Source organism: Streptomyces sp. NPDC028928 (assembly GCF_055564915.1).
Genome location: NZ_JBVHVI010000019.1, coordinates 107,927 through 128,256, shown reverse-complemented (window position 1 = coordinate 128,256; position 20,330 = coordinate 107,927). Strand labels below are relative to the sequence as shown.

22 protein-coding genes and 1 pseudogene are annotated in these 20,330 nt (G+C 72.3%); 5 read left to right on the top strand and 18 right to left on the bottom strand.

Annotated elements, in window-relative coordinates:
- Positions 1-241: 241 nt before the first annotated feature.
- Both ACZ4U1_RS35625 and ACZ4U1_RS35620 read right to left on the bottom strand, forming a co-directional pair.
- A complete protein-coding gene (locus ACZ4U1_RS35625; protein ID WP_467908307.1) occupies positions 242-1,240 on the bottom strand; it encodes an inorganic phosphate transporter in 999 nt (332 codons plus the stop codon).
- A 7-nt stretch (positions 1,241-1,247) separates the two neighbouring features.
- Positions 1,248-1,868: a DUF47 domain-containing protein gene (locus tag ACZ4U1_RS35620; protein ID WP_015493282.1), complete on the bottom strand. Its 621-nt coding sequence runs from the start codon at positions 1,866-1,868 to the stop codon at positions 1,248-1,250.
- 244 nt (positions 1,869-2,112) lie between these two features.
- Between ACZ4U1_RS35620 and ACZ4U1_RS35615 the strand changes: the two genes are divergently transcribed.
- Entirely contained in the window at positions 2,113-2,421 is a 309-nt protein-coding gene (locus tag ACZ4U1_RS35615; RefSeq protein WP_189303277.1) for a metal-sensitive transcriptional regulator, read from the top strand.
- A gap of 15 nt (positions 2,422-2,436) precedes the next feature.
- On the opposite strand, the gene ACZ4U1_RS35610 is transcribed toward ACZ4U1_RS35615, so the two are convergent.
- Positions 2,437-2,598, bottom strand: a complete 162-nt coding sequence (locus tag ACZ4U1_RS35610; RefSeq protein WP_467908306.1) for a hypothetical protein — start codon at positions 2,596-2,598, stop codon at positions 2,437-2,439.
- A gap of 117 nt (positions 2,599-2,715) precedes the next feature.
- A complete protein-coding gene (locus ACZ4U1_RS35605; protein ID WP_467908305.1) occupies positions 2,716-3,579 on the bottom strand; it encodes an SCO4651 family lipoprotein in 864 nt (287 codons plus the stop codon).
- Between the two features lie 137 nt (positions 3,580-3,716).
- Between ACZ4U1_RS35605 and ACZ4U1_RS35600 the strand changes: the two genes are divergently transcribed.
- Positions 3,717-3,902, top strand: a complete 186-nt coding sequence (locus tag ACZ4U1_RS35600) for a hypothetical protein (protein ID WP_467908330.1) — start codon at positions 3,717-3,719, stop codon at positions 3,900-3,902.
- On the opposite strand, the gene ACZ4U1_RS35595 is transcribed toward ACZ4U1_RS35600, so the two are convergent.
- From ACZ4U1_RS35595 to ACZ4U1_RS35565, 7 genes are all read right to left on the bottom strand, one after another.
- Positions 3,899-4,357, bottom strand: coding sequence for an NUDIX hydrolase (locus ACZ4U1_RS35595; RefSeq protein WP_467908304.1), 459 nt, complete (start codon positions 4,355-4,357; stop codon positions 3,899-3,901). The two genes, ACZ4U1_RS35600 and ACZ4U1_RS35595, sit on opposite strands and share 4 nt — an antisense overlap.
- 16 nt (positions 4,358-4,373) lie before the next feature.
- Positions 4,374-5,492, bottom strand: coding sequence for a CHAD domain-containing protein (locus tag ACZ4U1_RS35590; RefSeq protein WP_467908303.1), 1,119 nt, complete (start codon positions 5,490-5,492; stop codon positions 4,374-4,376).
- Positions 5,473-7,833 carry an RNA degradosome polyphosphate kinase gene (locus ACZ4U1_RS35585; protein WP_467908302.1) on the bottom strand — a complete coding sequence of 787 codons (2,361 nt, stop codon included), beginning with the start codon at positions 7,831-7,833 and terminating at the stop codon, positions 5,473-5,475. The genes ACZ4U1_RS35590 and ACZ4U1_RS35585 overlap by 20 nt, the downstream gene beginning before the upstream one ends.
- Before the next feature lie 160 nt (positions 7,834-7,993).
- Positions 7,994-8,287, bottom strand: coding sequence for a hypothetical protein (locus ACZ4U1_RS35580; protein ID WP_467908301.1), 294 nt, complete (start codon positions 8,285-8,287; stop codon positions 7,994-7,996).
- Between the two features lie 176 nt (positions 8,288-8,463).
- Positions 8,464-9,510 (bottom strand): ABC transporter permease, encoded by a 1,047-nt coding sequence (locus ACZ4U1_RS35575; RefSeq protein ID WP_467908300.1) that lies wholly within the window; start codon positions 9,508-9,510, stop codon positions 8,464-8,466.
- Positions 9,507-10,400, bottom strand: coding sequence for an ABC transporter ATP-binding protein (locus tag ACZ4U1_RS35570; protein WP_467908299.1), 894 nt, complete (start codon positions 10,398-10,400; stop codon positions 9,507-9,509). Before ACZ4U1_RS35570 ends, ACZ4U1_RS35575 begins: the two co-directional genes overlap by 4 nt.
- Entirely contained in the window at positions 10,397-10,783 is a 387-nt protein-coding gene (locus ACZ4U1_RS35565; protein ID WP_467908298.1) for a GntR family transcriptional regulator, read from the bottom strand. The genes ACZ4U1_RS35570 and ACZ4U1_RS35565 overlap by 4 nt, the downstream gene beginning before the upstream one ends.
- A gap of 79 nt (positions 10,784-10,862) precedes the next feature.
- Here ACZ4U1_RS35565 and ACZ4U1_RS35560 point away from each other — a divergent pair, with 79 nt between their 5' ends.
- The gene (locus ACZ4U1_RS35560; protein WP_467908297.1) at positions 10,863-11,015 is read left to right on the top strand and encodes a hypothetical protein; all 153 of its coding nucleotides are present in this window, start codon (positions 10,863-10,865) and stop codon (positions 11,013-11,015) included.
- Between the two features lie 103 nt (positions 11,016-11,118).
- On the opposite strand, the gene mshD is transcribed toward ACZ4U1_RS35560, so the two are convergent.
- Positions 11,119-12,045, bottom strand: a complete 927-nt coding sequence (mshD, locus tag ACZ4U1_RS35555; protein WP_467908296.1) for a mycothiol synthase — start codon at positions 12,043-12,045, stop codon at positions 11,119-11,121.
- Positions 12,046-12,205: 160 nt separating this feature from the next.
- Here mshD and ACZ4U1_RS35550 point away from each other — a divergent pair.
- Positions 12,206-13,989 (top strand): annotated as a pseudogene (locus tag ACZ4U1_RS35550) (bifunctional metallophosphatase/5'-nucleotidase).
- Here the strand turns inward: ACZ4U1_RS35550 and ACZ4U1_RS35545 are convergent.
- From ACZ4U1_RS35545 to ACZ4U1_RS35530, 4 genes are read right to left on the bottom strand one after another with little or no spacing between them, the layout of a single operon-like run.
- Complete coding sequence (locus ACZ4U1_RS35545) at positions 13,973-14,197, bottom strand: hypothetical protein (protein WP_467908295.1); 225 nt, start codon at positions 14,195-14,197, stop codon at positions 13,973-13,975. The pseudogene ACZ4U1_RS35550 and the gene ACZ4U1_RS35545 sit on opposite strands and share 17 nt — an antisense overlap.
- A 30-nt stretch (positions 14,198-14,227) precedes the next feature.
- A complete protein-coding gene (locus ACZ4U1_RS35540; RefSeq protein WP_467908294.1) occupies positions 14,228-16,288 on the bottom strand; it encodes a pectinesterase family protein in 2,061 nt (686 codons plus the stop codon).
- A 44-nt stretch (positions 16,289-16,332) separates the two neighbouring features.
- A complete protein-coding gene (locus tag ACZ4U1_RS35535) occupies positions 16,333-16,512 on the bottom strand; it encodes a hypothetical protein (RefSeq protein WP_467908293.1) in 180 nt (59 codons plus the stop codon).
- A complete protein-coding gene (locus tag ACZ4U1_RS35530) occupies positions 16,509-17,402 on the bottom strand; it encodes an NmrA/HSCARG family protein (RefSeq protein ID WP_467908292.1) in 894 nt (297 codons plus the stop codon). The genes ACZ4U1_RS35535 and ACZ4U1_RS35530 overlap by 4 nt, the downstream gene beginning before the upstream one ends.
- A gap of 110 nt (positions 17,403-17,512) precedes the next feature.
- Here ACZ4U1_RS35530 and ACZ4U1_RS35525 point away from each other — a divergent pair, with 110 nt between their 5' ends.
- Complete coding sequence (locus ACZ4U1_RS35525; RefSeq protein WP_467908291.1) at positions 17,513-17,992, top strand: MarR family winged helix-turn-helix transcriptional regulator; 480 nt, start codon at positions 17,513-17,515, stop codon at positions 17,990-17,992.
- Between the two features lie 10 nt (positions 17,993-18,002).
- Here the strand turns inward: ACZ4U1_RS35525 and ACZ4U1_RS35520 are convergent, their stop codons facing one another.
- On the bottom strand, positions 18,003-19,529 hold the full coding sequence (locus ACZ4U1_RS35520; protein ID WP_467908290.1) for a HAMP domain-containing sensor histidine kinase: 1,527 nt from the start codon (positions 19,527-19,529) through the stop codon (positions 18,003-18,005).
- A complete protein-coding gene (locus ACZ4U1_RS35515) occupies positions 19,526-20,260 on the bottom strand; it encodes a response regulator transcription factor (protein ID WP_467908289.1) in 735 nt (244 codons plus the stop codon). Before ACZ4U1_RS35515 ends, ACZ4U1_RS35520 begins: the two co-directional genes overlap by 4 nt.
- Positions 20,261-20,330 lie beyond the last annotated feature (70 nt).

Below are 20,330 nucleotides of genomic sequence, written 5' to 3'. Positions count from 1 at the left end.
TGGGTTGGCTCGGGTGGCCGAGTGGCCCGGGGTGGGTTGGCTCGGGTGGGGGGAGGGCCGGCTTGGGGGAATCGGGTTCGATCCGGGGCATGAGGGCCGGCTTGGGGGAATCGGGTTCGATCCGGGGCATGAGGGCCGGCCTGGGGGAATCGGGTTTGCTTCCGGGGCTTGAGTGACCGGAAAAAGAGTGACCCCGCCGGCTGTGGGGCGGGCGGGGTCGGGGGCGAGGGGGCTTCGGGGGTTACAGGGCCACCAGTTTGACCACGCCGAAGGACAGGGCCGCTACCAGGGCCGCTGCCGGCATGGTGATGAACCAGCCGAGGACGATGTTCTTGGCCACGCCCCAGCGGACCGCGTTGACGCGCTTGGTGGCGCCGACGCCCATGATGGCGGAGGTGATGACGTGGGTCGTGGAGATGGGGGCCTTGAAGAGGAAGGCCGTGGTGAACATGATCGACGCGCCCGTGGTCTCCGCGGCGAAGCCCTGCGGGGGATCGAGTTCGATGATCTTGCGGCCGAGGGTGCGCATGATGCGCCAGCCGCCCGCGTACGTGCCGAGGGACAGCATCACGGCGCAGACGATCTTCACCCAGACCGGGATCGGGTCGCCGTACGTCTCGTGGCCGGAAATCACCAGCGCCATCACCACGACACCCATGGTCTTCTGGGCGTCCTGGAGACCGTGGCCCAGGGCCATGCCGGCCGCCGAGACGGTCTGGGCGATGCGGAAGCCGCGCTTGGCCTTGTGCGGGTTGGACCGGCGGAAGATCCACAGGATCGCCGTCATGACCAGGTAGCCGATGATCAGGCCGACCACCGGCGACAGGAACATCGGGATGACGACCTTCTCGACCACGCCGTCCCAGAGCACCTTGGTACCGCCGGCCAGCGCCGCGCCCACCATGCCGCCGAACAGGGCGTGCGAGGAGGAGGACGGCAGGCCGAAGTACCAGGTGACCAGGTTCCAGGTGATCGCGCCGACCAGGGCCGCGAAGAGGATGCCCATGCCCGTCGAGCCGGACGGGGTCTCGATCAGACCCTCGCTGACCGTCTTGGCGACCCCGGAGCCCAGGAAGGCACCGGCCAGGTTCATCACCGCGGCCATGGCGAGCGCCGCCCGCGGGGTCAGCGCGCGCGTCGACACCGACGTCGCGATCGCGTTCGCCGAGTCGTGGAAGCCGTTCGTGTACGTGAAGAAGAGCGCGACCGCGATGGTCGCGACCAGGGCGAAGGTGTCCATCGACGCCTCAGGACTCCTTGACGGCGATGGTCTCCACCGTGTTCGCCACGTGCTCGAAAGCGTCCGCCGCTTCTTCCAGGACGTCCACGATCTGCTTGAGCTTCAGCACCTCGATCGCGTCGTACTTGCCGTTGAAGAGGTGGGCGAGCAGCTTGCGGTGGATCTGGTCCGCCTGGTTCTCGAGGCGGTTCACCTCGATCCAGTACTCGGTGAGGTTGTCCATGGTGCGGAGGTTCGGCATGGCCTCCGCCGTCAGCTCGGCCGCCCGGGCCAGGACCTCGATCTGCTGCTCGACGCCCTTCGGCAGTTCCTCGACGTTGTAGAGGACGACGAGGTCGACGGCCTCCTCCATGAAGTCCATGATGTCGTCCAGGGAACCGGCGAGGGCGTAGATGTCCTCGCGGTCGAACGGCGTGATGAACGAGGAGTTCAGCTGGTGGAAGATCGCGTGCGTGGCGTCGTCACCTGCGTGTTCCGCGGCCCGCATACGCTCTGCGATCTCGGCCCGGGCGGAGGAGTCCGCCCCGAGCAGTTCCATCAGGAGTTTGGAGCCGGTGACGATGTTGTCCGCGGACGCGGCGAACATGTCGTAGAAGCTCGTCTCCCTGGGGGTCAGACGAAAGCGCACGTGGGGTCCTCGGGGTGCTTCGGTTTCGGTCAGGCTGATGCTAGGCGCATCATCCGGCCACGGCTAATGGGCCGCATCCCAGTGTCGCCCATCGGGCAGAGTGGTCAGCACGGGGGCGTACGAAGGGCCCCCTACCCCGGAAAGTTCGTTACGATATACCCACTAGGGGTATGTATCCCGCTGGGTGTCCCCCATGGCCCCAGTGGTCCAGTGTCCACAGCTCGTCCCCAGACGGAGGCCCGCGATGACGACGACGACCGAGGCCGGCGCCACGCACGGCTACCACAAGCAGAAGGACGAGCACCTCAAGCGGCTGCGCCGGATCGAGGGGCAGATCCGCGGCCTGCAGCGGATGGTGGACGAGGACACGTACTGCATCGACATACTCACCCAGGTCTCGGCCTCGACCAAGGCCCTGCAGTCCTTCGCGCTGCAGCTGCTGGAGGAGCACCTGCGGCACTGTGTCGCGGACGCGGCCGTCAAGGGCGGCGACGAGATCGACGCGAAGGTGGAGGAGGCCACGAAGGCGATCGGCCGGCTGCTGCGCAGCTGAGCCGCCCGGCCGGCGTCAGGCTTGTTTTCGCTCTTCCGCCACGCGCAGCACCTCGTCGATGCTTTCCAGGCTGAGCCGGTCCTCGGCGGCGGAGGCCGCGATGATCAGCTCTCCGCACAGCTCGATCTCGGCGAGGGCCACGTGGTCCTGAACCGCCGTGCCGCCGACCGGAGCCACCCGCCTCACCTCTTCTCTGCCGTCACCGCTCCCTAGAGTAGGCAGGGGTCTACACACCGCGCATGGCACGGACGGGCTACTTACGGGGTGGCGTCCCGGACTAGTGACTGGCCGGTTTCAGGCCCCGCCGCCGGCCCCGCCGTCCTCGGCGATCCGGCCCGCGTAGATGTCCGCCGGGGCCGGCAGCCGTACGTCGACGGGGATGCCGAAGTCGTACAGCAGCAGGGTCGAGGCGACCGCGACGGTGGCCTTCTGGCGGCCGTTGACGAAGCTGAACCGCTGCCGCAGCTTGCGGAGGCGGCCCTGGTCGTCCAGGTAGGCGTCGAACGGGACCGCGGCCGTGGCGAACCCTTTCGCCGCGGCGGCCAGGGCCGCCCGGTCGCCGGGGGCGGCGTAGCGGGCCGCGCGGCTCAGGTCGGCGGTGCCGCGGTAGTGCCGTACGGGCGTGCCGGCGAGCACGGTCCGGCCGACGAAGGTCGCCTCCCGCGTGCCGCGCAGCACCTCGGCCGCCGCGTACGGGTCGGTCGCGCCGCCGGTGACCAGATTTCCGTCGGACAGTGTCGCGGTCTCCACCCGCACCCACTTGTCGGCGGGCACGCCCGCGCCCCGGTTCTTCATGTACAGGGCGCCCGGGGCGAGGAGTTCGGTGATGGGCCGGTGTTCGGAGGCGCCCGTGGGGTCCTCGGGGAGCATCACGGTGAGCCGGCCGAGGCGGTGCCGGTAGTCGTAGACCCCCTTGCCGCGGATGGTGACCCGGGTGCCGCCGGTGGCCATCTCCATCGAGGTGCCGGCCTTGGAGGTGCCGGCGGCGCGCAGCGCGTCCGCGGCCCGGTGCAGGGCGCCTACGGGGTCGCCCGCGCCCTTGACGTCCTCGGCGGCGGCCCCGCTGCCGCCGCAGCCCGTGGCTCCCGTGCCGAGGCCGATGAGGATGCCCACCGCGGCGACCGTCCTGCCCGCGCGCCTGTGCTGCCGCCGATCCATCGCCTGCCTACCCCCAGCCGGTGTGTCCGTCACGGGCCCCCGGTCCGGTTAACGACGGGTAGGGGGCGCCGTCACGCGCCGCCGGTGCGCCGGGGATCCAGACCAACCCTTTGATCGCGGCTGGGTAAGTTGTCGGCGTGGCAGTCACCGCGGTACCGGAGGACGGGCCGGAGCGCGCCCGGTCCGGACAGGAACATCTGACGACGACGACCGAGCAGGGCCGCTTCTGCGTGGCCCGCTGCACCTGCGGCTGGCGCGGCCCCGCCCGTCGCGCCCGCAGCCAGGCCCGCACGGACGCGGAGAGCCACGCGGCGGCTGTCTAGGAGCCACACGGCGGGCCTTCGGGGGCGGCTCGGGCCCCGTGCCGGCCCGCCTCGATGGCCGTGAGTGCGGCGGGGACGAGTTCTCTGTCCAGTTCGTGGGTCAGGCGGCCGTGGGCCTCGGCCGGGGGCAGCCAGAGAAGCTCGGTCACCTCGTCGTTGGGGACGAACGCCCCGCCGGCCGACTCCGCGGTCCAGTACCTGACTTCCTTCCGCCGGCCCGCGCGGTCGACGTAGCGGAGCGTCGGCAGGTCCGGGCCGAGCCGGCAGATGTGGCCGGTCTCCTCCCGTACTTCGCGCAGGGCCGCCGCGCGGGCCGACTCGCCCTTCTTGAGCTTGCCCTTCGGCCAGGACCAGTCGGACCACTTCGGCCTGTAGACCAGGGCCAGCTCGACGCCGCCCGCGGGGGAGCGGCGCCAGAGCACGCAGCCGGCCGCATGGACCACGGTGTCGTTCACGCCGCCTCCTCGTGGTTCAGGGCGCGCCCACGGTCTGCTTCTGCCAGGCCTGCTGGAAGGCGAACCGGGCCGCCTCGACCTCGTGCCGCTGGTCGGCGTGGAGCACGCCGAGGGCGTACGCCGTCGCCGGGGTGATCCGCGGGGTGCGGGCCGCCTGTGCCGCCGCCGCGGCCGCCTCCGAGGCGTCCCGGTGCCGGTTCAGGGCCTGGCCCGCCGACAGCAGCCGTACGTCCACCGGGGCGTTGCCGCCGTGCAGCACCTCGCGGGCGTACCGGTGCAGGCGCAGCAGCAGGCGGACCTGGTGCCAGGGGCCGTCCTGGGGGTGCGGGGAGAGGTCCGGGGACAGGCCGTGGACCAGGGCCTCGGCGTTGTAGGGGTGGCCCGCGGTGACCAGGGGGAGCGCGGCGACGGCGTCCGTGAGGCGGTCCTCGGCCGCGGCGGCGAGGGGGCGCAGGTCGGTGGTGGGGGCGGTGGGGGTCAGGGGGACCTCGCTGGCCAGTAAGGCGACCTTGTCCGCGACGGCGTGGAAGCGGGAGGAGCCGAGGGCCTGGAGCGCGGTGGAGTGGGCCCTGGTCCGGGCCAGGGTGAGCTGGCGTTCGAGCAGGGCGCCGGCCTTCGCCGCCCCGACGGTGAGGCTGCCGCGCTCCGAAGCCGCCGTCGCGCCGGCCGGTCCGCGGGGGTTTCCCCCTGCCGCTCCCACCGGGGCGGGCACCGCACCGGCGGCACGACTGCCCGCGGCCACGGCGACGTCCACTGCTTGTGCGGGCAGAACCGCCGCCCCCGACAACCGGTGCAGCGCCAGCAACAGCCGTTCCAGCCGCGCCTCGTACGCGTGCTCCAGGCCCAGCGTGCCCGACAGCCACGCCAGTTCCGGGCGCATCTCCTCCGACCAGTCGGTGTCGAGCAGGGAGCGGAAGGTGTGCAGGCTGCCGCTGATGCGGCGGGCCGAGCGGCGCAGGAGGCGGGCCGCGTCGACGGACTCCTCCGCGCCGTTCGCCGTACCACCGCCCGTCTCCCGGTGCGCCCGCAGCGCGCGGAGGAACTCCGTGGCCTGGGCGCGCAGGTAGCCCGCGAGGGCGTCACCCGTCGCCACCTCGGCCGTGGAGTCCGTCGGGTCAAGGTGTTGCTGTGCCACGCCGGCGCCTCCGGGCGTCTATGAGCATCTCCTGGACGTTGCGCAGGGGTTGGCCGTCCGTGTCGGTCGCTTGCCGCGTCCACTCACCGTCCGGGCCGAGGTGCCAGGAGGCGGTGGTGTCGGACATGCCGGTGTCGAGCAGCCGGTTGAGGGCCGCGCGGTGGCCGGGGTCGACGACCCGGACGAGGGCCTCTATCCGGCGGTCGAGGTTGCGGTGCATCATGTCGGCGCTGCCGATCCACACCTCGGGCTCGCCGCCGTTGCCGAAGGCGAACACCCGGGAGTGTTCGAGGAAGCGGCCGAGGATCGAGCGGACCCGGATGTTCTCCGACAGGCCCGTGACGCCGGGGCGTATCGCGCAGATGCCGCGCACCCACACGTCGACCGGCACGCCCGCCTGGGAGGCGCGGTAGAGGGCGTCGATGAGCGCCTCGTCCACGATCGAGTTGACCTTGATCCGGATGAAGGCCGGGCGGCCCGCGCGGTGGTGCTGGATCTCCTTGTGGATGCGGGAGATGAGGCCGTCGCGCAGGGACTTGGGGGCCACCAGCAGGCGGCGGTACGTCTCCCGGCGGGAGTAGCCGGAGAGACGGTTGAAGAGGTCCGAGAGGTCCGCGCCGACCTGCGGGTCGGCCGTCAGCAGGCCGAGGTCCTCGTAGAGGCGGGCTGTCTTCGGGTGGTAGTTGCCGGTGCCGACGTGGCTGTAGCGGCGCAGGGTCTCGCCCTCCTGGCGGACCACCAGGGACAGCTTGCAGTGCGTCTTCAGGCCGACCAGGCCGTAGACGACGTGGCAGCCGGCCTCCTCCAGCTTGCGCGCCCACTTGATGTTGGCGTGCTCGTCGAAGCGGGCCTTGATCTCCACGAGGACGAGGACCTGCTTGCCGGACTCGGCGGCGTCGATGAGCGCGTCGACTATCGGGGAGTCGCCGGAGGTGCGGTACAGGGTCTGCTTGATGGCGAGGACGTCGGGGTCGGCCGCCGCCTGCTCCAGGAAGGCCTGCACCGAGGTGGAGAAGGAGTCGTACGGGTGGTGCAGGAGGACGTCCCGGGCGCGCAGGGCCGCGAAGATGTCGGGCGGGGACGCCGACTCGACCTCGGCGAGGTCGCGGTGGGTGCCGGCGACGAACTTCGGGTACTTCAGCTCAGGCCGGTCGAGGCTGTGGATGCGGAAGAGGCCGGTGAGGTCCAGGGGGCCCGGGAGCGGGTAGACCTCGGCCTCGGAGATCTTCAGCTCGCGGACCAGCAGGTCCAGCACCTCGCGGTCGATGGACTCCTCGACCTCCAGGCGCACCGGCGGGCCGAAGCGGCGCCGCATGAGTTCCTTCTCCAGGGCCTGGAGGAGGTTCTCGGCGTCGTCCTCCTCGACCTCCAGGTCCTCGTTGCGGGTGATCCGGAAGGCGTGGTGCTCCAGGATCTCCATGCCCGGGAACAGCTCTTCCAGGTGGTTCGGGGCGGCGATGACGTCCTCGATGGGGACGTAGCGGCCCGGGGAGGCCTCCAGGAAGCGGGACAGCAGCGGCGGCACCTTCACGCGCGCGAAGTGCTTGTGCCCGCTGACCGGGTTGCGTACGACGACGGCCAGGTTGAGGGAGAGGCCGGAGATGTACGGGAAGGGGTGCGCGGGGTCGACGGCCAGCGGCGTGAGGACCGGGAAGATCTGGTGCCGGAAGAGCGTGAAGAGGCGGGCCTGCTCCTTCTCGGTCAGCTCGGACCAGCGGACCAGGTGGATGCCCTCGTCCGCGAGCGCGGGGGCGACGTCCTCGTGGTAGCAGGCGGCGTGCCGGGCCATCAGCTCGCGGGAGCGGGCCCAGATCATCTCCAGGACCTCGCGCGGCTGGAGGCCGGAGGCGGACCTCGTCGCCACCCCGGTGGCGATACGGCGCTTCAGGCCGGCCACCCGGACCATGAAGAACTCGTCCAGGTTGCTGGCGAAGATCGCGAGGAAGTTCGCGCGTTCCAGCAGGGGCGTGTTGGGGTCCTCGGCCAGCTCCAGGACCCGCTCGTTGAAGGCGAGCCAGCTGCGCTCCCGGTCCAGGAACCGGCCCTGGGGCAGGGGGGTGCCCTCGGTCTGCGCCTCCTCGTAGGTGTCGAGACCCGCGTCGAGATCGGGTTCCAGGTCGGAGACCACGGCGGCCACGGCGTGCTGGCGGTGCGCGGCGATGGAGCCCACGGAGGGCTGCGGGTGCTGTACCTCTGCCTGGGTGTCTTGCTGGCTCATGAACCCATTCTTCCGCGCCAGGGGCGACACAGGCGCGTCGGAACGTGCGGGCGGGAGCGTCACGGCCCCGTTCCCCGCGGGCCCCTCGGGGGGCGGCGAAGGCTCTGGCACGGCGGGCTTCATTGGCCGAGCGTCGCAAGCCTGCCTGAATCAATGGTTACGGCGACATGACGTGCGGGATAGCGGGGAGCGGCCCGAAGGGGTTCCCGGACGCGAAAAACGCCGGTCCGGTACGTCCCTCCCCCCGTGGAGGGACGTACCGGACCGGCGCGGATCCGGACCGTCAGGCGGCCCGGCGGCGCAGGACGGCGTACGCGGCGGCGCCGGCGGCCGCGGCGACGGCGAGGACCATGCCGGTGGCGGCCAGGTGCAGGGGCCAGAACCCGGTCAGCGGGCCGCGCAGCGGACGCCACAGCTCGCGCAGGTACAGCCGCAGGGCGAGGGTCGCGGCGCAGGCGGCGGCGAGCGCGGGCAGGGTACGGCGCAGGGCCAGGCCGGCGAGGGCGCCCAGGGCCGGCGCGCACAGTGTGAGCGCGGGCAGCAGCGGGCCGCGCGGGACGGGACCGTGCCTGCGCACGCCCCGGCCACTGGTGCGCCTACACCGCGCTCAACCTCCTCGGCGAGGCCCTCTCCTACGCCCCTGCGCGGTGGCCGCCTGGGCCGGTGCCGCGCTGCTCGCCCTCGTCCACGGCACTGTGTGGTCCGCGGACCAGGACGGTCCAGACGAGCAGGGTCGGGCGGCGGCGAGGGAGGTCATACGGCGGCTCCCGTACCGGCTCCCCTGCCGACGGCGGCCTTCCCGCCGACCCGGGTGCCGGTGGTCCGGCGCCGCACCAGCCAGAGGGTGAGCCCGGCGAGCAGGGCGGTGCAGGCGACGAGGGCCCCGGTCGTGGCCAGCTGCAGCGGCCAGTAGTGGGCGTAGGGGTGGTAGTCGGTGTAGAAACCGACGGCGTCGCGCTGGTCGTTGAGGGCCCGGCAGCCGGGGCTGATGTCGGCGACGCAGGTGGAGGCGGGCTGGTGGGCGCCGGACGAGGTGACGATGCCCTCCTCGACCTTGATGCCCGAGTACGGCGCGGAGGCCCGGCGTCCGCTGACGCTGGTGGCGACCGGCCACAGGTGCGGCAGGGTCATGTGGACGGCGATCCACAGCGGTGCCACGGCGAGCGCGGAGGCGCACAGCGCGAGCAGCGAGCGGCCCAGCAGCAGTCCGATGAGCGCGCCGAGGACCAGGCCGGCCAGCGCGAGCCCGGCGACGATCGGGCCCGCTGAGTAGAAGGTGGGCACGTCGTCCCAGGGCTTGACGGAGTCGATCCGGTGGTACCCCGCCGACCAGACCGCATGGTGCAGCAGTGCGAGCAGGCCGGTGCCGGCGGTGACGAGGACGGCCGGGACGGCGAGCCGCGTGGTCAGCCAGCGCACCGGCGAGACCGCCTGGGTCCAGGACAATCGTGCCGTGCCGGTCTCCAGCTCGCGGCCGGTCAGCGCGGCGCCGGCCCAGGCGGCGGCCAGGAACGGGACCACCAGGAGGGCGACGGTCGTGTACTGGTGGACGTCCTTGTAGCGCAGGATCGCGTCCTGGTCGTACCGGCACGGGGTCGCACGCCAGCAGCGGGCGTGGTACTGGTGCCAGCCGGCGGCCGCGGCGTCGGTGAGCGGGCCCCACAGCCACAGCAGCGTGCCGGCCAGGCCGACGACGATGACGGTCCAGGCGTACAGCGCGGGGCGGTGCACGCGCAGCAGCCAGCGGATCTGGCGCGGGGCGGTGGTCGCCCGGGCGGGCGCGCTCAGGGTGGCGGTCACGCGGCGTGCTCCTCGGTGTCGGCCGGGGTCAGCGCGGGCGCCCCGGGGTTGCGCAGATGGGCGAGGACCAGTTCCTCCAGGGAGGGCGCGGCGGTGCGCCAGTCGCCGGGGAGCGGTCCGGCCGGGCGGATCAACGCGCTGACCTGGCGGCCGGTGACCCGGGACTCGACCACGGTGTGCCCGCCGAGGCCGGCGGACTCCGCGGCGCCGGACACCCGCAGATGGGCGGCGAGCAGGTCGTCGATCTCGCCGGCCAGCCGGATCCGGCCGTCGCCGACCAGCAGCAGGTGGTCGCAGGAGTCCTCCAGCTCGGCGACGACGTGCGAGGACATCACGATGGTGGTGCCGTACTGGGCGGCCTGTGCCATCAGCGTGCCCATCAGTTCGTGCCGGGCCAGCGGGTCGAGGTCGGCCATCGGCTCGTCCAGGAGCAGCAGTTCGGGCCGCTTGCCGAGGGCGAGGGCGAGCGCGACCCGGGTGCGCTGCCCGCCGGAGAGGGAGCGGACGCGGGCCCCCGGGTCCAGGCCGCCGCCCGCGACGACCCGCTCGGCGCCGGCCGCGTCCCAGTGCCCGGGGTTGAGGTCGGCGCCCATGCGCAGCGTCTCGGCGACGGTGAGCTGCGGGTACAGCGGCTTGTCCTGGGCGACGAAGCCGACCCGGGGGCGGGCGGCGGCCGGTGTGGTGCCGAGGACGGTCACGCTGCCCTCGGTGGGCGTGGTGAGCCCGGCGGCCAGGGCGAGCAGGGTGGACTTGCCGGCGCCGTTGGGGCCGACGACCGCGCACACGCGCCCGGCGGGCAGCCGGAACGAGCAGTCCCGCAGGGACCAGCGCGCACGGAGGCCGAACCGTTTCCCCAGAGCCTCGGCCCTCAACGCCGTGTCGCTGCTCATGTCGGGTCTCCCTGGAAGTGCGTGTCGAGTACGGCAGTGAAGAGTGCGGCCACGTCGTCCCGCTCGAGACCGGCGGCGCGGGCGCGGTCCGCCCACCGCTCCAGCTCCGCGCGCAGCGGGGAGTCGGCGGGGGTGGTGCCCAGGGACCGCCGGACGAAGGTGCCGAGGCCGCGCCGCGCCTCCACCAGGCCCTCGCGCTCCAGTTCGCGGTACGCCTTCAGGACGGTGTTGGGGTTGATGGCGGTGGCTTCCACGACCTCGCGTGCGGTGGGCAGCCGGTCGCCCGGCTTCAGCAGGCCCATGCGGAGGGCCTGTTTGGTCTGCTGGACGATCTGCACATAGGTGGCCACGCCGCTGTGCCGGTCGATGCGGTACTCGACCATCGGTACAACCACCCTTTCACTAATTGAGTAGTGAAAGGGTGGGGTAAGGGGTGCCCGAAAGTCAACCGTGGGAGGAGGGATGAGCGAGACGAGAACCGACGGAGAACTGCTGCGGGCCTTCGACGGCCCGGGCGCCGGCCGCCCCGGTCTGGCGCACGCTGCCGTGGCGGACACCGGGCCTTGGACGACCCCGCCGCACCGGTCACCGCCCTGTGGTGGACGGCCGTACTGATGATCCGCGCCCCGAAAGGGGCGCGGGGAACTGCGCGATCAGCCACGGACGACCCGCACCCGGAAGCCGGGCCGGGCCGGGACGGGCCGCGGTCGTGGCCCCCTCACGTCTCCGTGCGATACATCAGATCCGTCTCGTGCACCGTGAAGCCCAGCCGCTCGTACACCGACACCGCCGCCTTGTTGTCGGCGTCGACATAGAGCATCGCGGTCGGCAACTGCTGGGCGGCGAGGTGGCGCAGCCCGATCGTGGTGAGGGCCTTGCCGAGGCCGCCGCCCTGTTCGCCGGGCCGTACCCCGAGGACGTACACCTCGCCGAGCCCCTCCTCGGCGTGCACCTTGGTCCAGTGGAAGCCGACCAGCTCCCCGCGCCGCTCGGCGAGGAAGAACCCGGCCGGGTCGAACCACGGCTCGGCCTTGCGGTCGTCCAGGTCCCGCTGGGTCAGCGAGCCCTGCTCCGGGTGGTGGGCGAAGGCGGCGGCGTTCACCGCGAGCCAGGCCGTGTCGTCCTTGCCGGGCACGAAGGCGCGCACGGTCACGTCCTCCGGCAGCACCGGTTCGGGCAGCTCCAGGTCGGTCAACGACCTCCGCATCTGGCGCAGTTCGCGGAACAGGGTCAGACCGAGCACCTGGGCCAGGTGCCGGGCGGCGGGGTGTCCGCCGTGCGCCCACACCCGCAGCCGCTTGCCGGAGGCGGCGAGCAGGGCCGCGCCGAGCGCCCGCCCGTGCCCGTGCCCGCGGTGTCCGGGGTGCACGACCAGCTCGGCGGCGGGCGCCTCCACCGGGTCGGTGTCCTCCAGCTGGGCGTAGCCGACGAGTTCGCCGTCGATGGACAGCAGCAGGTGCGAGACGCCCTCGCGGCTGCCCCCGCGCAGTTGCAGCCGGCCCTGCTCGGACACCGGCTGCTGCCCGTCGACGCGGGCGGCCTCGCCGAGCAGGCGCAGCACGGCCTCGGCCCGGTCCGGGGTGAGCGCGGAGAAGGTCTCGATGGAGCGGGCGGGAAAGCCCCGTACGGTGTCGTCGCTGCTCATGCGTACGAGAGTACGGGGCCACCGGGGGGAAGTCCCGGCACACCGGCCGCAAAAGGATCCGCAAAGGGAAACCAGGATGTAACCCTGAACCCCCTGTCGCGCTACGCGCGTTGACTTTAGGCTGCGCCGAGCCACCACAGCCGACCCACAGGGGGGTCCCATGCCAGCCGCGCCCCGGCGCACCAGACGTCGTACGTACGCCCTTCTCACGAGCGCCGCCGCTCTCGCCACGGCGGCGGCACTGACCGCCGCGCTCCCGGCGGGCGCGCACGAGAGCCACCACCGGCCGGGCCGCTACCAGGACGTCCAGCTGCTGTCCTTCAACGACCTGCACGGCAACCTGGAGCCCCCGTCCGGCTCCTCCGGCCGGGTCACCGAACTCCAGCCGGACGGCACGACGAAGACGATCGACGCGGGCGGTGCCGAGTACCTCGCGACCCACCTCCGCCAGGCCCGCGAGGGCCACCCGTACTCGATCACCGCGGCCGGCGGCGACCTGGTCGGCGCCTCCCCGCTGCTGTCGGGCCTGTTCCACGACGAGCCCACCGTGGAGGCGCTGAACAAGCTGGACCTGGACGTCACCTCGGTCGGCAACCACGAGTTCGACGAGGGCGCGAGGGAACTGGCCCGCCTGCAGAACGGCGGCTGCCACCCCACGGACGGCTGCTACGGCGACGAGGAGTTCCAGGGCGCCGACTTCCCGTACCTGGCCGCGAACGTCCAGGACGAGAAGACCGGCAAGCCGATCCTGAAGCCGTACTGGGTCTGGCAGAAGGAGGACGTCAGGATCGGCTTCATCGGGGTCACCCTGGAGGGCACCCCGGGCATCGTCTCCGCCGACGGCGTCAAGGGCCTGAGCTTCAAGGACGAGACCGAGACCATCAACAAGTACGCCAAGGTGCTCCAGCGCCAGGGCGTGCAGTCGATCGTGGCCCTGATCCACGAGGGCGGCTACCCGCCTCCGGCTCCTACAACTACGACTGCGACTCCCCGGGCGCGGGCGACGGCATCTCCGGCCCGATCGTGGACATCGCCAAGAGCGTGACCCCGGCGGTGGACGCCCTGGTCACCGGCCACACCCACCAGGCGTACGTCTGCACGGTCCCCGACCCCTCCGGCCGCCCCCGCATGGTGACCTCGGCGTCCTCCTTCGGCCGCCTGTACACCGACACCACGCTGACGTACGACCGCCGCACCGGCGACATCGCGCGTACGGCGGTGAAGTCCGCGAACCACGTGGTCACCCGGGACGTCCCCAAGGCGGCGGACATGACCGACCTGATCTCCCGCTGGAACGCCCTGGCCGCCCCCATCGGCAACCGCCCCATCGGCTACATCTCCGCCGACATCAACAACACCGGCACCGAGTCCCCGATGGGCGACCTGATCGCCGACGCGCAGCTCGCCCACGGCCGTGAGCTGGACCCGAAGACCAGCCTGGCCCTGATGAACCCGGGCGGGGTCCGGGCCGGCCTGACCTACACGGCCAAGGGCGCCGAGGGCGACGGCGTCGTCACCTACGCCGAGGGCTTCACGGTGCAGCCGTTCTCCAACACCGTGAACCTCCAGGACTTCACCGGCGCCCAGCTGATCCAGGTGCTCAAGGAGCAGGTGAGCGGCGTCAACGCGGCGGCCCCGAAGATCCTCCAGCCGTCCGCCGGGCTCACCTACACCCTGGACCTCACCAAGTCCGGCGCGGACCGCGTGGTCACCGACTCGATCCGCCTGAACGGCGCCCCGATCGACCCCGCGGCCACCTACCGGGTCGCCACCAACAGCTTCCTCGCGGGTGGCGGCGACGGATTCCCGACGCTGGGCCAGGGCACGAACGACCTGGTCGGCTCGGACGACCTCAGCGTGCTGGAGAAGTACCTGACGGCGAACTCGTCGGCCACGAACCCGATCACCCCGCCGAAGGCCGACCGGATCACGGTCGTGAGCTGAGCCCCGCGGCGGGGCCCCTGCCCCAGAGCTGCCGTGCCTGCGCGTCGCCGGGCGCGTGCCGCAGGGCGGCGGCCGCCTCGGCGACCGCCGCCTCGCTCTGACCGGCGTTCAGCAGCGGCCCGGCCAGGCGCAGTCGGAGCGGTACGTCGGCAGGCGCGGCGGCGACTGCCGTACGCGGGCTCCGTATGAGGGGTGAGTCTTCCGGCATGGCGCCCACCCCATGGGACCGGTCCCGTCGTCAGGCGGCAGGCGTCCAGTCCCCCAGCCAGTCCGCGACCTCCTGGCCCGTGGCCTGGGCGTCGGTCAGTTGGGGGCGGTCGGTGCTCGCCGCGCCCGAGCCGGCGCCGGTGTTCTTGTACTCGGCGAAGCGGTCGTCCTTCCAGGAGAAGCCGCTCATGTCGGTCCAGGGCGTGGTCCTGATCGCGGCGCTGAGGACGGTGTTGCGGACGGTGGTCTGCGGGTCGAGGGTGGCGTCGCCGCCCGCGTGCCAGGGCCGGCCCAGGTAGAAGGTGCGGTCGGAGACGTCGCCGGTCACCGTGGAGTTGGCGATCAGGATGCCCTTGCGGCCGGCCGCGGTGCTGGGGGCGGTGACATAGCCGGCCGAGGTGCCGTTCCACCGCTTCTTCAGGGTGATGACCGACTTGTCGAGGACGGCGGTGGCCCGCCCGAAGACGAAGTCGACGTTCCCGACGACGTACGAGTTGGTCATGTAGACCCGGCCGAGCTTGTCCTTGGCGGCGGTGTCGAGGAGCAGCGTGTCCTGGTCGCCGCTGACGATGACCCCGTCCAGGAACACCTTGTCGGCGGCCGTGCGCAGGGCGACGGCCTGCTGGGCGATGTCCTGGTGGGCGGCCTCGTCGAAGTCGTTGGAGATGCTGAGGTTGCGGGCCTGGAAGTCGTCGGCCTCCACGGCGACGGTGGCGCTGCCGCCGGTGCCGTACGTGCCGCCACCCGGCTTGGGTGTGCCGGAGGCGTTGTCGTAGACGATGACGGTGTCCTTGCGGCTGCCGCCCGTGCCCTGGATCGTGACGTGCGGCTTGGTGGAGGGGACCTTGACGGTCTCCCGGTACGTGCCCGGCTTCACGGCGATGACGACCCGGGAGGGGTTGTTCGCGGGTACGGCGTTCACCGCGGCCTGCACGGTCGTGTACTGCCCGGAGCCGTCCTTGGCGACGGTGAGGGTGGTGACGGCGGCCTTGGTGGTGGCCGTCGTCCCCAGGGAACCGCGGGGCCCGGCGCCGGACTTGAGGAGAGCGGGCACGTCGGAGGCCTTGTCGAGGGTGTAGCCGTAGTAGCTCCTCGGGTCCCAGGCGGCGCCCGTGCCCCCGCTCTCGTTGCGGCCGGCGGTGCCGGAGAAGACGTTCCCGCGCTGGACGAGGGTGGCGGTGCTGTCCCTGATCACCGGGTTGTTCAGGCCCTGGAAGTACGAGTTCTCCAGCAGCATGCTGGTCCTGCCGCGCGCGTAGTTGCCGTACGAGGACGTGATGGTGGTCCCCGGCTCGTCCTGGAGGTAGTTGTTGTACAGGTGCGCGTGGGCGACGTTGTCCGTGGACGGGTTGCGCTGCTCGGTCTCGCGGATCCAGTTGTGGTGGATCGTGATGTCGGCGGTGGTGTTCTCGGTCCAGCCGATGCCGAACGCCTTGTTCTCCTGGCCGAGCCGGTTCCAGGAGACGGTCAGGTAGGTGGTGTCCTTGCGGCTGTCGATGAGCCCGTCGGCCATGTGCCGGATGTCGTTGTGGTCGATCCAGACGTGGTGGGCGCCGTCCATCTGGATGCCGTCGTAGTCGTGCTCCTTGTCGTTCCAGACGCCCTGGTACGCGTCCCGGATGGTCAGGTTGCGGATGATCACGTTGTGGACGCCCTGGCCGAGGAAGAAGCCGCCGCCGACGATCTGCCCCGAGGTGCCGGAGCCGATGATGGTCTTGTCCGACTGGACCTTGATCTCCTTGCCGACGGGGTCCATCGTGATCGCCGCGGCCACCACGATGATGTACGGCTTCTCGGCGGTGGCGTACTTCTCCAGCTCGGCGAGGGTCCGCACGGTGACGATCTCGCCGCCGCGCCCGCCGTAGGTGCCGTTCTGCCCGAGCGCGTTCACCGAGGCGAACCCGTCGGCGGTGGCTGTGGCCCAGGCCGGCACGGCGGCGGTGGTGGTGGCGGAGGCCCGCGGCTGGGCGCCGGGGGCGAGGAGGCCGTAGCCGAGGGCACCGCCGGCGGCGAGCGCGAGCGGCAGCCCGTACGCGAGGGGCTTGCGGCTTCTGCGGTGGCGGGGCCTGGCCGTGCTGCGATGCTCACTCATGCGAGAGCTGCCTTTCCTGCAGGGGATGGACCACCGGGCAGTCGTCACGGCGAGCGGGAAGGTTGCCGCCCCTCGGCGTTGTGCGTCATGCGCCGCAGGACGTGGACGGCGGCGAGTGCCGACAGGACGTCGGAGTCCGTCGCCTCGGGTGCCGTGTCGCGGAGGACGTTGAGGACCTGCCGGTCGAGGCGGGTGAGCCCGAACTCCGACAGCACGCCGTTCATCGCGCGGGGGTTCCTTCGGTGCGGGGCGCGTTCAGCAGGGCGGGCCATTCCTGCCCGGCCGCCCAGTCCGCGAAGCTGTGCCAGCCGGTCTCGGGGTGGGCGCGGCGCAGGCCGGGGACGTCGACGTCGAGGCCGGCGTCGGTGAAGTAGGCGAACATCGCCGCCAGGTCGGCGGAGTGGGCGCGGACCTGGGCGAGGGGGACCTCCTCGTGGCTGACCGGGCGGCCGAGGGCGGTGGTGAGGGCGGCCGCGATCTGCGCGGGGGTGCACGCGTCGGAGGCGATGTCGATGCGGTGGCCCGCGAAGTCGTCGCGCCGGCCGAGGACCAGTGCGGCGAACGCGCCGATGTCGGCGGCGGGGATGAGGGTGAGCGGCCGGTCGGCCGGCATGGGCCAGGCGAAGACGCCGGCGCGCAGCCCGTCGAGGCTCCAGCCGCTCGCGAAGTTGTCCATGAACGCGGCCGGGGCGATCACCGTCCAGGGCAGGCCGGAGGTGCGCAGGTGCTGTTCGACCGCCCACTTGCTCTCGTAGTGCGGGATGCCGGTGCCGCGGTCGGCGTGGGCGGCGGAGGTGAGGACGACATGCCCGAGGCGGGCCCCGGCAGCGGCGTCCACCAGGGCCGTGCCCTGCCGGACCTCCGTGCCGGTGTCGGTGCCGAAGGGGGTGGTGACCGCGAAGAGGGCGTCCGCGCCGGCCAGCGCGGTGTCGAGGGAGGCGCGGTCGTCGAAGTCGGCGGGCCGGACCTCGGCGCCCAGGCCGCGCAGAGCGTCGGCGGCGGGTGACCCGGGCCTGCGGGTGAGGGCGCGGACGTGGTGGCCGGCGGCCAGCAGGGCGCGGGCGGTGGCCCCGCCCTGGGCGCCGGTGGCGCCGGTGACGGCGATGGTGAGCATGGTTGTCCCCCAGTGGAATAGCATTGCTGTGCGGCGCATTAGCTGCGCCGCACAGCAGAATACAGTGAGTTTGCTGCGCCGCGCAGCGATTATCGGAGGAGGGATGTCCCGTGGCAGACCCGAGCCGTGCCCGGCTGTACGAGGAACTGGCCGTGGAGTCCCGCCGCTACCTGGCCGCCTACGTGCTGTTCAACCAGGCCGTCGCCGACCACCTCGGCATGCACCCCACCGACGTGCAGTGCCTCAGCCTGCTGACGGCCGAGCCCGAACCGGTCACCGTCAAGCAGATCGCGGAGCTGACCGGTCTCACCACGGGCTCCGCCACCCGCCTCGTGGACAGGCTGGAGCGCGGGGGCTACGTCACCCGCACGCCCGACCGGCAGGACCGCCGCCGCGTGCTGGTCACCCCGGTCCCGGAGCGCGTCGCCCGCGTCACCGCGCTGTGGGAAGAGCTGGGGGAAACCTGGAGCACCGTCTTCGAGGACCACACCGAGGACGAGCTGAGGACGATCACCCGGCACATGCGCCGGGCGAGCGACTTCAGCCACACCCAGATCCAGCGCGTGCGCGCCATGCCCGCGCCGGACTGAGCCCGCCGGTTCAGCCGACCGACGGCTTCGGCGCCTCGGACGTCTCGCCGGCCCCGGAGGTCTGCGGCGTCTCGGGCGTCTGCTGCGGCTCCGGCGTGTCCGGCGGCGGCGTGGGCGCCCCCGGCAGTCGGACCGTCACCACCGTGCCGCCGCCCTTCGCGCGGGCCAGCGTGACCTCGCCGCCCGCCTGTTTCACCGTACGGGCGACGATGGACAGCCCGAGGCCGGAGCCGGGCAGGGAGCGGGCGCTGGGGGAGCGCCAGAAGCGGTCGAAGACGTGCGGCAGCTCGTCCTCGGCGATGCCGGGGCCGTGGTCGCGGACCGTCAGCACACCGCTGCTCAGCCGCACCTCGACCGTGCCGCCCCCGGGGCTGAACTTCACCGCGTTGTCCAGGATGTTGACGACCGCCCGCTCCAGGGCGGAGGGCTCCGCCCGGACGAACCAGGGCTCCAGGTCCGCGGTGATCGACAGCTCGGGACCGCGCAGCCGCGCCCGGCGCAGGGCCGCCTCGACGGTGTCCTGCAGGGCGACCACCTGGACCCGCTCGCCGCGCTGCCCCTCCGAGCGGGACAGCTCCTGCAGGTCACCGATCAGCGCGGCCAGTTCGGTCATCTGCGCCTTCACCGAGGCGAGCAGCGCCTTGCGGTCCTCCGGCGGGAGCGGGCGGCCCGTCTCCTCGCTGCGGGTGAGGAGTTCGATGTTCGTCCGCAGCGAGGTCAGGGGCGTCCGCAGTTCGTGGCCGGCGTCCGCGATCAGCTGCTGCTGGAGGTCGCGGGAGCTGGCCAGCGAGGCGGTCATCGAGTTGAACGACCGGGACAGCCGGGCCACCTCGTCCTCGCTGAGGTCCTCCACGGGGATCCGGATGGTCAGGTCCTCGGTCCGGGCGACGTGCTCCACGGCCTCGGTGAGCTTGTCGACGGGCCGCAGCCCGGCCCGGGCGACCGCGAGACCCGCGGCCCCGGCGCCGACGACACCGACGGCGGACACCAGGAGCAGGATCAGGGCGAGGTCGTTGAGGGTCTTCTGCGTGGTCTTGAGCGGTACGGCGATGAGCACCCCGACGTTGGGCCCGCGCCCGCCGCTCATGGTCGCGGTGGGGCCGACGGGCTTGGTGAGCACCCGCAGCTCGTTGCCCTCGTCGTCGCTGCCGTTGCGGAAGTACAGGATGTCCGGGACGAGGTCCTTGATCTCCGTCCTGTCCGCCTGGGTGACCTTGATCGTGCCCGAGGCGCCCCCGAAGAGGCAGACCTTGCCGTCCTCCGTGACCACCTGGGAGTACCGGTCCCGGAGGAGGAAGCTGCCGTCCTGCGGCGTGTCCGTGCAGTGGTTGAGGGTGAAGTCCAGCTGGTCCGTCTGCGTCGTGTTCCGCAGGGATTTCTGCAGGTCCTGGTCGAGCTGGTTGTAGAGCTTCCGCTCCACGATGAACCAGCACGTCACCGAGACCGCCGCCACCGCGAACGCCACCGCCGCCGCGACCAGCATCGCCAGCCGTGCCCTCAGCGGCAGCGCCCGGTACCGGCGCGCCAGCTGCCTCACTCGGCGCCGCCCTGCCGCAGGACGTACCCCACCCCGCGCACGGTGTGCACCAGGCGCGGCTCGCCGCCCGCCTCGGTCTTGCGGCGCAGGTACATGACGTAGACGTCGAGGGAGTTGGAGGAGGGCTCGAAGTCGAAGCCCCAGACGGCCTTCAGGATCTGCTCGCGGGTGAGGACCTGGCGCGGGTGGGCCATGAACATCTCCAGCAGCGTGAACTCCGTGCGGGTCAGTTCGACCGGCCGGCCGCCGCGCGTGACCTCCCGGGTCGCGAGGTCCATGCGCAGGTCGGCGAAGGTGAGCGCCTCGTCCTCCTGGGCCTGGGCGGACACCGCCGCCGCGTACGAGCTGCGGCGCAGCAGGGCGCGGATGCGGGCGAAGAGTTCGTCCAGCTCGAACGGCTTGACCAGGTAGTCGTCCGCGCCCGCGTCCAGGCCGGTGACCCGGTCGCCGACCGTGTCGCGGGCGGTGAGCATCAGGATCGGGGTGGTGTCGCCCGCACCCCGGATGCGGCGGGCCGCCGTCAGGCCGTCCATGCGGGGCATCTGGATGTCCAGCACGACCAGGTCGGGCCGGTAGGCCGTGGCCTTCTCCAGGGCGTCCGCGCCGTCGACGGCGACCTCGGTGTCGTACCCCTCGAAGGCGAGGCTGCGCTGGAGGGCCTCGCGTACGGCCGGCTCGTCGTCGACGATCAGGATGCGCTGGGGGTCACGGTCGCCTTCGGCGGGGCTCATCGCTCGCTTCCTCGGGGTGCGGTGGACGGGTGTCTCTCAGCGTGCCATGTCGGGGCGCCGGGGACACATG